The organism is Streptomyces graminilatus (genome assembly GCF_001418565.1).
Lineage (GTDB): Bacteria > Actinomycetota > Actinomycetes > Streptomycetales > Streptomycetaceae > Streptomyces > Streptomyces graminilatus.
Window position 1 is genome coordinate 56,032 of the sequence record NZ_LIQQ01000178.1, and the last position, 13,025, is coordinate 69,056.

Below are 13,025 nucleotides of genomic sequence, written 5' to 3' on the forward strand. Positions count from 1 at the left end.
GAAGAGGCCACAGGCGACGGCAGCGGCGTTCTTGGGGTATCCCGCACAACCCCCTGCCGCCTGCTCTGAGCGCCGAGCACCCTCAGGACGGCAGCGGCCTCTTCCTCGCCACCGCCGTCCTCCAGAGCCTCCACGATGCGCCGCAACGCCTCACTCACGTCAGTGCACGTGTCCGCTGGTCGGAGCGTCCTTCTTGACCGTCAGCGGCAGCAACTTCTTACCGGTCGGGCCTACTTGTACCCAAGTATCCATCTGCGGACACACCCCGCAGTCGAAGCACGGCGTCCAGCGGCAGTCCTCGACCTCTGTCTCGTCGAGGGAGTCCTGCCAGTCCTCCCACAGCCAGTCCTTGTCGAGGCCCGAGTCGAGGTGGTCCCACGGCAGGACCTCCTCGTACGTGCGTTCGCGTGTCGTGTACCAGGCGACGTCGACGCCGACGTCGGGCAGTGTCTTCTCCGCGCAGGCCATCCAGCGGTCGTAGGAGAAGTACTCGCGCCAGCCGTCGAACCGTCCGCCGTCCTCGTAGACCGCGCGGATGACCGCGCCGAGGCGGCGGTCGCCGCGGGAGAGGAGGCCCTCGACGATGCCGGGCTTGCCGTCGTGGTAGCGGAAGCCGATCGAGCGGCCGTACTTCTTGTCGCCGCGGATCTTGTCCCGGAGCTTCGTCAGGCGGGCGTCCGTCTCCTCGGCGGAGAGCTGCGGGGCCCACTGGAAGGGGGTGTGCGGCTTGGGCACGAAGCCGCCGATCGAGACCGTGCAGCGGATGTCGTTCTGGCCGGAGACCCTGCGGCCCTCGGCGATCACGTTCATCGCCATGTCGGCGATCTGGAGGACGTCGTCGTCGGTCTCCGTGGGCAGCCCGCACATGAAGTACAGCTTCACCTGGCGCCAGCCGTTGCCGTACGCCGTGGAGACCGTCCGGATCAGGTCCTCTTCCGAGACCATCTTGTTGATGACCTTGCGCATGCGTTCCGAGCCGCCCTCGGGGGCGAACGTCAGGCCCGACCTGCGGCCGTTCCTGGTCAGCTCGTTGGCGAGGTCCACGTTGAAGGCGTCCACGCGGGTGGAGGGGAGCGACAGGCCGATCTTGTCCTCGGTGTAGCGGTCCGCGAGGCCCTTCGCGATGTCGCCGATCTCCGTGTGGTCCGCCGAGGACAGGGAGAGCAGGCCGACCTCCTCGAAGCCCGTCGCCTTCAGGCCCTTCTCCACCATCTCACCGATGCCCGTGATCGAACGCTCCCGCACCGGGCGCGTGATCATGCCGGCCTGGCAGAAGCGGCAGCCACGCGTGCAGCCGCGGAAGATCTCGACCGACATGCGCTCGTGGACGGTCTCCGCGAGCGGGACCAGGGGCTGCTTGGGGTAGGGCCACTCGTCGAGGTCCATGACGGTGTGCTTCGACACCCGCCACGGAACGCCCGACTTGTTGGGTACGACGCGCGCGATACGGCCGTCCGGCAGGTACTCCACGTCGTAGAACGCCGGGATGTACACGCTGCCCGTCTTCGCCAGGCGGAACAGGACCTCCTCGCGTCCACCGGGGCGGCCCTCCGCCTTCCAGGCGCGGATGATCTCCGTCATGTCGAGGACGGCCTGCTCGCCGTCGCCGATGATCACCGCGTCGACGAAGTCCGCGATCGGTTCCGGGTTGAAGGCCGCGTGGCCGCCCGCCAGCACGATCGGGTCGTCGACCGTACGGTCCCTGGACTCCAGCGGGATGCCCGCCAGGTCAAGCGCCGTCAGCATGTTCGTGTAGCCCAGCTCGGTGGAGAAGGACAGCCCGAACACGTCGAAGGCCCGCAGGGGCCGGTGCCCGTCCACCGTGAACTGGGGGACGCCGTGCTCCCGCATCAGCGCCTCAAGGTCGGGCCAGACGCTGTACGTACGCTCGGCGAGGACACCCTCACGTTCGTTCAGTACCTCGTACAGGATCATGACGCCCTGGTTGGGCAGTCCGACCTCGTACGCGTCCGGGTACATGAGCGCCCAGCGGACGTCGCAACTCCCCCAGTCCTTGACGGTGGAGTTCAGTTCGCCGCCCACGTACTGGATCGGCTTCTGCACATGCGGGAGCAGAGCTTCGAGCTGCGGGAAAACCGACTCGACAGACATCGCGGCGTTACCTTCGTGAGCTGACGGGGATGACCACCAAGCGTAACCCGCCCGGAGGACTCCCCCGCCCGCCTACTACCCACCTGTACGGGACCGGGTGTCAGATCTCCAGGGAGCCCTGGATCGCCTCCCACTCCTCCGGCACCCTCTCCTCCAGTCTCGCGGCCCGCTGTTCCTGGCGCCCGTACAGCAGTCCGTACGTGAAGGTGTCCTCCCCCGCCGCGTGCGCCACCGCGGCCAGCTCGCCGAGCGTTACGCGGAGCATGTGGCTGTCCTGGTGGTCGCCGAGCAGGGTCTGGAGGGACTTCATCGACTTGGCGAGGGCCTTCGCCGGGTCGCCGAGGGCGGGGGTCGCCGCCTCGGCCGCGTAGCGGGTGCGCTTGGCCTTCTTGCGGGCATCGTGCAGGCCGAGGTCACGGTCGGTGCCGGGCGGCTGTTCCATGCCCTCCTCGATCAGGGCGGCCACTTTCGCGAAGTCCTCGCGTACGGCCTTGGCGAGCACCTTCTCCGGCTTCTTCGCCGCCGCCCTGAGTACCGGCGGGTCGGTGACCACGGCGTCCAGGGCGTCGAGGAGCGCCAGATAGCGCGGGGAGTCCAGCACCCCGAGCAGCCTGCGGCGCGCTCCCTTGTGTTCGGCCTTGGACCAGTTGCCCAGCCGGTCCCGGATCGGGCCGTGGACGAGGGCGGGGGGCAGTTCGTCGAGGACCGTGGCCAGTTGCTCGGCCAGCACTTCCTGGTCGCGGCCCACGCCCAGCTCGCCGGCGAGCCACTTCAGCTCGTCGGCGATCGGGTCGGTGATCTTCCGGTCGAGGACCGCGCGGAAGGACTTGAAGGTGCTGCGCAGGCGGCGGGTGGCGACCCGCATGTCGTGCACGGACTCCTCGGCGTCCTGGCGCACGGCCGGGTCGAGGTCGACGACGGCGTCCCGCTGCGCCCGGACGTAGGCGAGGACGTGGTCGCCCGCGGTGACGGGCTCGGCGGGTTCGTCCTTCGGGCGCGGCTGTCCGCCCTTGGTCTCCGCCAGCGCCCTGGCCAGCTTCGACGTGGACTTCGACGGCCGCACGCCGGCCTTGCGGAGGCGTTTCTCCACCTTGTCCAGGATGCGCTGGTCCCCGCCGTCGGCGAGCTCGACCTCGATCTCGGTCCACTCGGCGGTGCCCTTGCCGCCGAACAGCCGATCCGCCCGTACGGTGTCCACGCCGACCTCGGCGAGCTGCCGGCCGGCGGAGTCCACGAGGTCGCGCAGGTCCCGGGTGGAGCGGAGTCGGACGACGGGCACGAGCTGGCCCTCGCGGACCCGGGCGCGCACCAGGCCCACCAGTTCGTCGGGGACGGTGTCGGAGAGCGGTGCCTGGATCTCGTCGCGGATGCCCGGTCCGACCGGGAGTTTCAGGTGCCAGCCCGCGTCGGAGCCACCGGTGCGGCGGCGCAGGGTGATCGAGGCCGAGGCCAGCCGGAGGTCCGAGGTGTCGTAGTAGGTAGCGTCCAGTTCGACGGTGCCCTTGTCGACAACGTCGGCGACCGTACCGGCGCCGGTCAGGTCGGGCAGCCCACTGTCGTCGGATTCGTACTTCCGCTCGATTTCCCGCTTCGTGTCCGCCATGAATCGAATCTAGTCACGTTTCGGCGTCGACGGCAGCCCCCAAAGGTCACTTACTCGCCATCCGGGGCACATTGGCCGTTTCCCCGGATGACACCCACCGGTAACCCGTCGGCCACCCCCGGTCGCCCGCACTCACACGGTCAGGCCGACATCGGGCGCTGCACTCTGATCGACTGCAGCAGCCCCACCGCCACCCACACGGCGAACATCGACGATCCTCCGTACGACACGAAGGGCAGTGGCAGACCGGCGACCGGCATGATCCCCAGGGTCATCCCGATGTTCTCGAACGCCTGGAAGGCGAACCACGCGATGATCCCGGCGGCGACGATCGTGCCGTACAGCTCGGTCGTCTCACGGGCGATACGGCAGGCGCGCCACAGGACCACGCCCAGGAGCACGATGATCAGGCCGGCGCCGACGAAGCCCAGCTCCTCCCCCGCGACCGTGAACACGAAGTCGGTCTGCTGTTCCGGGACGAACTGGCCCGTGGTCTGCGAACCGTGGAAGAGGCCGGTGCCGGTGAGTCCTCCGGAACCGATCGCGATGCGCGCCTGGTTGGTGTTGTAGCCGACGCCGGAGGGGTCGAGTTCGGGGTTGGCGAAGGCGGCGAAGCGGTTGATCTGGTACTCGTCGAGGACGCCTAGCTGCCAGATCAGGACCGCGCCCAGGGCGCCCGTGCCGAGCAGGCCGAAGATCCAGCGGTTGGAGGCACCGGAGGCGAGCAGCACACCGAGCACGATGATGACCATGACCATGACCGACCCGAGGTCGGGCATCAGCATGACGATCATCATCGGTACGGCGGCCAGGCCCAGCGCCTGGAGGACCGTGCGGTGGTCGGGGTAGAGCTTGTCGCCCGCGTCGACCCGGGCGGCCAGCAGCATCGCCATACCCAGGATGATCGTGATCTTCACGAACTCCGAGGGCTGGAGCGAGAAGCCGCCGCCGAACACGATCCACGCGTGGGCGCCGTTGACGGTCGCGCCGAGCGGGGTCAGCACCATGAGGATCAGGAAGACCGAGAGCCCGTACAGGATCGGCACGGCGGTGCGCAGGGTGCGGTGACCGAGCCAGACCGTGCCCATCATCAGGCAGAACCCGATGCCGGTGTTCATGAGGTGCCGGATCAGGAAGTAGTACTGGTCGCCCTGGTTGATCTCGGTGCGGTTGCGGGTCGCCGAGTAGACCAGGATCGCGCCCATGAAGGACAGCGCGAGCGCGGACAGCAGTATCGGCCAGTCCAGCCTGCGGGCCAGCGAGTCGCGGGCCAGCATGCGGGACAGGGACGAGCGTTCGGGGCCGTAGCCGGAGACGGAGAAGGTGTTCGCGCCGGTCATGAGTCCGTCCTTCGCCTGCTCTGCGGCCCGCGCCTGCTCCGCCCGCGCCTTCGGTGCGCCCTGTTGGTGCCGGTCCCCGCGGACGCGACCGTGGCCGGCGGGAGCTGTCCGGACGCGAGGGCGAGCGTCTGCTCCTCGTCCACCTTCGGCGGCACGTACGGCTTGATCTTCGGGGCGTCGATCGAACCGTCCGACTCGATCTTCGGCAGGCTCTTCTGCGGGGTGGGCAGCAGCGCCTTCCTGTTGTCGATCTTGCCGTCCGGGGAGACCCCGTACAGAGCCTCGTATATCTTGCGGACGGCCGGTCCGGAGGCCCCGGAGCCCGTACCACCCTGGGAGATCGTCATGACGATCGTGTAGTCCTTGGTGTACGTCGCGAACCACGAGGTGGTCTGCCTGCCGTAGACCTCGGCCGTGCCCGTCTTGGCGTGCATCGGGATCTTGTCCTGCGGCCAGCCGCCGAACCGCCAGGCCGCCGAACCGCGGGTGACGACTCCCTCGAAGGCGGCGTTCATGTCCTTCAGCGTCGCCCTGTCGATCGGCAGCCTGCCGTGGGACTTGGGCTTGATCTGCTGGACGGCCTTGCCGTCGGCGCTGATGATCGCCTTGCCGACGGTCGGGTCGTACAGGGTGCCGCCGTTGGAGATCGCCGAGTAGATCGTCGCCATCTGTATCGGCGTGACGAGGATGTCGCCCTGCCCGATCGAGTAGTTGACGGAGTCACCGGCGCGCATCAAATTGCCTTCGAGGCAGTTCTCGTACGCGATCTGCTGGGCGTACGAGCCGCCCTTCTTGCCGTACTTGCACCAGGAGTCCTTGTTGGCCTTCCAGTACTCCTGCTTCCACTTGCGGTCCGGGATACGGCCGGAGACCTCGTTCGGGAGGTCGATGCCGGTGACGGCGCCGAGGCCGAACTTGTGGGCGGTGGTGTAGAACCAGTTCTTCGCGGTCTTCTTCGGCCTCAGGCCGCCGTCCTTGGCCCATTCCTGGTGGGCGAGGCGGTAGAAGACGGTGTCGCAGGAGACCTCGATGGCGCGGCCGAGGCTGATCGGGCCGTACCCCTTGGACTCGTAGTTCTTGAAGACCTGGCCGCCGATCGAGTACGAGCTTGAGCAGTCGTAGTGCCCGTCGAAGGGGTAGCCCGCGTCGACCGCTGCCGCGGTGGAGACGGCCTTGAAGATCGAGCCGGGGGCCGCCTGGCCCTGGATCGCCCGGTTGAGCAGCGGGTAGTTGGAGTTCTTGCCGGTCAGCCTGGCGTAGTCCTTGGCGGAGATGCCGCCGACCCAGGCGTTCGGGTCGTACGTCGGGTTGGACGCCATGGCGACGACCCGGCCGGTCTTGGCCTCCATGACGACGACCGCGCCCGCGTCGGCCTTGTAGTTCTCGCCGGTGTTGTCGTCGAAGTCCTCGCGGGCCTTCTTCATCGCGTCGTTCAACTCGTACTCGGCGACGCGCTGGACTCGGGCGTCGATGCTGGTGACGAGGTTGGAGCCGGACTGGGCGGGGTCCGACTCGGCGGTGCCGATGACGCGGCCGAGGTTGTCGACCTCGTAGCGGGTGACGCCGGCCTTGCCGCGCAGCTCCTTGTCGTACTCCCGTTCGAGGCCGGAGCGGCCGACCTGGTCGGAGCGGAGGTAGGGCGAGTCGGTGTCCCGGGCCTTGGTGATCTCGTCGTCGGTGACCGGGGAGAGATAGCCGAGGACCTGGGCGGTGTTGGAGCCGCCGGGGCCCGCATAGCGGCGCACGGCGGCCGGTTCGGCGGTGATGCCGGGGAAGTCCTCGGAGCGCTCGCGGATCTGGAGGGCCTGGCGGGCGGTGGCCTCGTCGGTGATGGGGATCGGCTGGTAGGGCGAGCCGTTCCAGCAGGGCTGCGGGGTCTTGGCGTCGCACAGCCGGACCTTGTCCTTGACCTCCTTGGGCTGCATGCCCAGGACACCGGCGAGCTTGGTGAGGACGGCGGCGCCGTCGTCCTTCATCTTCAGCAGGTCGGTGCGGGAGGCGGAGACGACGAGGCGGGTCTCGTTGTCCGCGATCGGCACCCCGCGCGCGTCGAGGATCGATCCGCGCACGGCGGGCTGCACGACCTGCTGGACGTGGTTGCCGGACGCCTCCTTGGCGTAGGCGTCCCCCTCGCGGATCTGGAGGTACCACAGGCGTCCGCCGAGGGTGCCGAGGAGGGAGAGGACGAGGATCTGGATGACGACGAGACGGATCTGGACGCGCGGCGTCCGGCCGGTCTCCGGGATGTTGGTCACTGGTGCTGCCTCCCCCTCTCAGTGCGCCGACGTGTGTGCGCGTACGAATGATGAACGGCCGGCCTGTGAGGCCGCGTTCCGCCCCGGTGAACTCGTTCGAGTGCTCCATCCACTGGCGCGCTCCGCGCGCGGGCCGCCGCGGTCACAGGCGCTTGACCCCCTTGATGCGGCCGGCGCGGGCGGCCTTGGAGCGGGCCGCCTTCACCTTCAGGCCGCCGCGCTGGCTGCCGATGCGCAGACCGGTCCCGGAGGAGAGCCAGCCGGAGGAGATGTCGGCCTTCTTGGCCGAGGAGTTGGCCTCGGCGAGCGGGTCGTTCTCCGCTCTGCGGGCCAGGAACATGATGCCGGGCACGACGAAGGGCGCGAGCAGCAGGTCGTACAGCGCGGCCGTGAACAGCAGGCTGGGGAGGCCGACATGGCGGGCCGCGGTGTCGCCGACGAGGGCGCCGACACCGGCGTACAGCAGGGTCGTGCCGACCGCGGCGGCGACCACGACCGCCATGGGTCCGGTGGCCGACTTGAGGCGGCCGTTCTCGGGTTTGACGAGGCCGGCCAGATAGCCGACGACGCACAGCACCAGGGCGTAGCGGCCGGCCGCGTGGTCGGCGGGCGGGGCGAGGTCGGCGAGGAGTCCGGCGCCGAACCCGACCAGGGCGCCACCCACATGGCCGTACACCAGGGCGAGGCCGAGGACGGTCAGCAGCAGCAGGTCGGGGACGGCGCCCGGGAGGTGGAGGCGGGCGAGGACGCTCACCTGGATCACCATGGCGACGACCACCAGGGCGGTGGACAGGAGCATCCGGTTGACACGCATGGGGGAGTTCAGCTCCTACTGCTCTTGCTGGTACTGGCCGTCGGACGCGGACGGCGACGGTGTCACCGTCACGGTGACCGTCGGCGTGGGCGTCGGCTTCGGCTTGGCCGGGAGGACGGTGTCGCGCGGGTCGGTGCGCGGGGCCTCGACGACGACACCGACGATGTCGAGCTTGGTGAAGCCGACGAACGGCGTGACGTAGATCGTGCGGGTCAGGTCGCCGCCGGACGGGTCGACCTTGGACACGTAACCGACGGGCACGCCGGGCACGAACGGCTTGTCGGCCTGCGAGCCGAAGGTGACGAGCCGGTCGCCCTTGCTCACCTTGGCCTTGCCGTTGAGGAGCTGGACGCGCAGCGGCCGGTCACCCTGCCCGGAGGCGAAGCCCAGTTCGTCGCTGCCCTCCATACGCGTGCCGACGGTGAAGTCGGGGTCGTTGGCGAGCAGTACGGTCGAGGTGCCGGGGCCGACGGTGGTGACGCGGCCGACGAGTCCGTCGCCGTTCAGGACGGTCATGTCGCGCCTGACGCCGTCGTTGGCGCCGATGTCGATGGTGACCGTCCAGGAGAAGCCCTGGGCCGCTCCTATGGCGATGACCTCGGCGCCCTTGATGCCGTACTGCCCGGCGCCGGCCGACTTCAGCATCCTGTCGAGCTGGCCGAGGCGGCTGCGGTTGCGGTCGTCGCTGCCGAGACGGGCCTTGAGCGCCGCGTTCTCCTTCTCCAGCGTGGCGAGCCGGTCGTGCCGGTCACCGGAGTGGCGTACGGCGGAGACAGCGTCGCCGACCGGGTCGACCACGGTGGCCACCCCGTCCTCGACCGGACCGAACACCGCTGCCGCGGCCTGTCGGGCACCGTCGACCGGTGACTCCTCCCCGCCGCGGATGTCAACCGTGATCAGCGCGAACGCGATCGCGATCAGCAGCACCAGGAGCAGCCGGCTCTCTCGTGTGTCCCTCACGTGCGGCGGCCGTGCCTTCCTCAATAGAGTTTTCGGGCAACTTCTCAGGCAACTGAGTCTTGGGGGGCTTCGGGGTCTTCGGGGTGTTCAGGGGTCTTTGGCGGCGATGGCGCTCTTCGGGGGAGCTTATGCCGCTATACCAACGATCCGCCGTACGAGAGGAGATCATCTCGTACGGCGGAATCGAAGAGTTACGTCATCTGCGCGGCTGGGCGTCCAGTACCTGCTGGAGCGCCTCGAACTCCTCCACGCACTTGCCGGAGCCGAGCGCCACGCTGTCCAGCGGGTCCTCGGCGATGTGGATGGGCATGCCGGTCTCACGGCGCAGCCGTTCGTCGAGCCCGCGGAGCAGGGCCCCGCCGCCGGTCAGAACGATTCCGCGGTCCATGATGTCGCCGGACAGCTCGGGCGGGCACTTGTCGAGGGTGGTCTTCACGGCGTCGACGATCGCGTTGACCGGTTCTTCGATGGCCTTGCGCACTTCGGCCGCGGAGATCACGACGGTCTTGGGCAGACCGGAGACCAGGTCCCGGCCACGGATTTCGGTGTGTTCGTCGTTGTCGAGGTCGTACGCCGAACCGATCGTGATCTTGATCTGTTCGGCAGTCCGCTCGCCCAGCAGGAGGGAGTACTCCTTCTTGATGTGCTGGATGATCGAGCTGTCCAGTTCGTCACCCGCGACGCGGATGGACTGGGCGGTCACGATGCCGCCGAGGGAGATGACCGCGACCTCCGTGGTGCCGCCGCCGATGTCCACCACCATGTTGCCCGTGGCCTCGTGGACCGGCAGGCCGGAGCCGATGGCCGCGGCCATGGGCTCCTCGATGATGTGCACCTGGCGCGCGCCGGCCTGGGACGAGGCCTCGATGACGGCACGGCGCTCGACGCCCGTGATGCCCGAGGGCACACAGACGACGACACGGGGACGGGCGAGATACCGCCGCTTGTGAATCTTCAGAATGAAGTAGCGGAGCATCCGCTCGGTGATCTCGAAGTCGGCGATGACGCCGTCCTTGAGCGGGCGCACGGCAACGATGTTGCCGGGCGTCCGACCGATCATCTTCTTCGCTTCCGATCCGACCGCGAGAATGCCACCGGTGTTGGTGTTGATCGCGACGACGGACGGCTCGTTGAGTACGATCCCGCGACCCCTGACGTACACCAGCGTGTTGGCGGTCCCGAGGTCGACAGCCATGTCACGGCCGATGAACGACATTGAGTTCCCCATCAGGATTCGTCTGGCCTTCCCAAGTGAAGCGTGTGATGGCTCTGCTTTGGGGCGGCGAAGTTGGTGCGGTGACGTGAAGGCCTACCAGACTTACATCGTAGTCGCGCCTGCACGAACACCACGCGAGGGTCTTCGCCATTGTCAGCATGCGATGTGCCGTCTCGCTTCTGGAGACGGGCGTTCGGGGGTAGGGGTTCCCCCGATCGGCACGCATATGCCGCAGGACGGCCGGTTTTCGCCGGCCGTCCCGGGTCGGCAGCCCTCAGGCGTCAGGGTGAGGTGACGGTGCCTCAGAAGCGGCGAACCCGCGCTAACAGAAACTACGCAAGAAGTTCACCGGACGGATGTGCGAGTACTCAGTCGCGGCCGGGGAAGAAGATCTTCAGCTCGCGCTCGGCCGACTCCTCGGAGTCGGAGGCGTGGATGAGGTTCTCGCGCACGATCACGCCGTAGTCACCGCGGATGGAACCGGGCGCGGCGGCGATCGGGTCGGTCGGTCCGGCGAGCGCGCGCACACCCTCGATGACCCGCTCGCCCTCGACGACGAGCGCGACGACGGGGCCGGAGGCCATGAACTCGACGAGGGGCTCGTAGAAAGGCTTGCCCTTGTGCTCGCCGTAGTGCTGCTCCAGCGTGTCCTGGTCCAGCGTGCGCAGCTCCAGCGCGGTGATCCGCCAGCCGGCCTTGCGCTCGATGCGGCCGATGATCTCGCCGGTCAGGCCGCGACGGACGGCGTCGGGCTTGAGCAGGACGAGGGTGCGCTGAGTCACGAGGGTGGCTCCATTCGGGTCACGTGTGTGCGGTGGTCAGAGGCTACAGGGCCGGTCCGGGCGGGTGTCACGCAGCGTCAGGACTGGTGCCGCCGGTCGACTGGGTCTGCGCCGCGAAGCGGGCCTTCGCCTCGTCGATCTTCCGGCCGTAGTGCACGGACGCCCACCACAGCCCCGCGAACATCGCGCCCATGAAGAACATGGTCGGGACGACGAAGCCGGACGCGATGAGCGCGATCTGCAGGGCCCAGCCGAGCTGCACCCCGCCCGGCCGGGTGATCACACCGCAGAGCAGCACGCACAGCAGCATGGCGATGCCGCTGACCGTCCACACGGTGGACATGGACAGGCCGGGGTCCTTCATGGCGACGAGGCCGGCGAAGCCGATCACGAAGACCTCGCCGATCAGGGTCGAGGCACAGAGCGTACGCACGGCAGGTCAGCCCCTTCCCAGGAGCAGTCGGGCCTCGCCGACGGTGATCACGGAGCCGGTGACGAGCACACCGCCGCCCGAGAACTCCCCGTCCTCCTCGGCGAGGGTGATGGCGGCCTCCAGGGCGTCGTCGAGACGCGGCTCGACCTGGACCCGGTCGTCGCCGAAGATCTCGACGGCGATGGCGGCCAGTTCGTCGGCGTCCATCGCGCGATGCGTGGAGTTCTGCGTGATCACGACCTCGGCGAGGACCGGCTCGAAGGCCTCCAGCAGCCCCCGTACGTTCTTGTCGCCGCTCGCCCCGACCACACCGATGAGCCGGCTGAAGTCGAAGGCCTCGCCCACGGCCTCGGCGGTGGCCCGCGCGCCCGCCGGGTTGTGCGCCGCGTCGAGCACGACGGTGGGAGAGCGCCGTACGACCTCCAGCCGCCCCGGGGACGTCACCGCGGCGAACGCCTTGCGCACGGTGCCGATGTCGAGGGGCTCGGGCCGCTGGGTGCCGACGCCGAAGAACGCCTCGACGGCGGCGAGCGCGACGGCCGCGTTGTGCGCCTGGTACCCGCCGTGCAGCGGCAGGAAGATCTCCTCGTACTCCCCGCCGAGCCCGCGCAGCGTCAGCACCTGGCCGCCGACGGCCACCTGCCTGCTGACGACCCCGAACTCCAGGCCCTCCCTGGCCACCGTGGCGTCCACCTCGACGGCCTTCCTCAGCAGCACCTGGGCCGCGTCGACCGGCTGCTGGGCGAGGATGACGGTCGCGTCCTGCTTGATGATCCCGCCCTTCTCGACGGCGATCTCACCGGGCGTCGTGCCGAGCCGGTCGGTGTGGTCGAGGTCGATGGGCGTCACGACGGCCACATCGGCGTCGATCACGTTGGTGGCGTCCCAGCTTCCCCCCATCCCGACCTCGACGACGGCCACATCGACGGGGGCGTCCGCGAAGGCCGCGTACGCCATACCGGTCAGCACCTCGAAGAAGGAGAGCCTGAACTCCTGCTGGGCGTCGACCATCTCGACGTACGCCTTGATGTCGTCGTACGTCTCCACGAACCGCTCGGCGGAGATCGGCGACCCGTCGAGAGTGATCCGCTCGGTGATCGACTGGACGTGCGGGGAGGTGTACCGGCCGGTGCGCAGGTCGAAGGCGCCGAGGAGGGCCTCGATCATGCGGGCGGTGGAGGTCTTGCCGTTGGTGCCGGTGNNGCGGCTCCCCCAGTACGTCCATCAGCGCGGCGATGCGGCTGACGCTGGGCTCCAGCTTGGTCTCGCCCCAGCGGGTGGCGAGGTCCGCCTCGACCGCGCGCAGCGCCTTGGCGACCTCGGGGTCGTCGGGACGTGCGGGGAGGTCGGTCTCCGGGGCGCCGCCGCCTTGCGTCCGCAGGGTTCGGCTGCCGGCCTCGATGACCGCTAGGTCGGGGTCGCGGTCGGTCTCGGCGTCGACGATGTCGTCGAAGGGGTCGGTGTCGCTCACGGGAGCCAGTCTACGGAGGGGGGCGCCTAGTGGGTGGGG

10 protein-coding genes and 1 pseudogene are annotated in these 13,025 nt (G+C 69.0%); all 11 read right to left on the reverse strand.

The annotated features are described in order from the left end of the window. Positions 1–159 precede the first annotated feature (159 nt). Positions 160–2,112, reverse strand: a complete 1,953-nt coding sequence (locus tag AOK08_RS16685; RefSeq protein WP_055526355.1) for a TIGR03960 family B12-binding radical SAM protein — start codon at positions 2,110–2,112, stop codon at positions 160–162. A gap of 100 nt (positions 2,113–2,212) precedes the next feature. Beyond that, the gene (locus tag AOK08_RS16690) at positions 2,213–3,715 is read right to left on the reverse strand and encodes a CYTH and CHAD domain-containing protein (RefSeq protein ID WP_055526356.1); all 1,503 of its coding nucleotides are present in this window, start codon (positions 3,713–3,715) and stop codon (positions 2,213–2,215) included. Positions 3,716–3,855: 140 nt separating this feature from the next. Beyond that, positions 3,856–5,055, reverse strand: coding sequence for a rod shape-determining protein RodA (gene rodA / locus AOK08_RS16695; RefSeq protein ID WP_055526357.1), 1,200 nt, complete (start codon positions 5,053–5,055; stop codon positions 3,856–3,858). Then, positions 5,052–7,310, reverse strand: coding sequence for a penicillin-binding protein 2 (mrdA, locus tag AOK08_RS16700; RefSeq protein WP_055526358.1), 2,259 nt, complete (start codon positions 7,308–7,310; stop codon positions 5,052–5,054). Before mrdA ends, rodA begins: the two co-directional genes overlap by 4 nt. A 142-nt stretch (positions 7,311–7,452) precedes the next feature. Then, positions 7,453–8,124, reverse strand: a complete 672-nt coding sequence (gene mreD, locus AOK08_RS16705) for a rod shape-determining protein MreD (RefSeq protein ID WP_055526359.1) — start codon at positions 8,122–8,124, stop codon at positions 7,453–7,455. Positions 8,125–8,139: 15 nt separating this feature from the next. Beyond that, positions 8,140–9,084: a rod shape-determining protein MreC gene (mreC, locus tag AOK08_RS16710; RefSeq protein ID WP_055526360.1), complete on the reverse strand. Its 945-nt coding sequence runs from the start codon at positions 9,082–9,084 to the stop codon at positions 8,140–8,142. A 196-nt stretch (positions 9,085–9,280) separates the two neighbouring features. Beyond that, a complete protein-coding gene (locus AOK08_RS16715; protein WP_053741250.1) occupies positions 9,281–10,300 on the reverse strand; it encodes a rod shape-determining protein in 1,020 nt (339 codons plus the stop codon). Positions 10,301–10,668: 368 nt separating this feature from the next. Next, positions 10,669–11,082 carry a nucleoside-diphosphate kinase gene (gene ndk / locus AOK08_RS16720; RefSeq protein ID WP_055526361.1) on the reverse strand — a complete coding sequence of 138 codons (414 nt, stop codon included), beginning with the start codon at positions 11,080–11,082 and terminating at the stop codon, positions 10,669–10,671. Positions 11,083–11,149: 67 nt separating this feature from the next. Continuing rightward, positions 11,150–11,515 carry a DUF4233 domain-containing protein gene (locus AOK08_RS16725; RefSeq protein WP_055526362.1) on the reverse strand — a complete coding sequence of 122 codons (366 nt, stop codon included), beginning with the start codon at positions 11,513–11,515 and terminating at the stop codon, positions 11,150–11,152. Positions 11,516–11,521: 6 nt separating this feature from the next. After that, a partial coding sequence (gene folC / locus AOK08_RS16730; protein ID WP_241826972.1) for a bifunctional tetrahydrofolate synthase/dihydrofolate synthase occupies positions 11,522–12,716 on the reverse strand: 1,195 nt, incomplete at its 5' end. 2 nt (positions 12,717–12,718) lie between these two features. Then, a pseudogene (locus AOK08_RS47360) lies at positions 12,719–12,986 on the reverse strand (dihydrofolate synthase); the annotation flags it as partial. Positions 12,987–13,025: the final 39 nt, after the last annotated feature.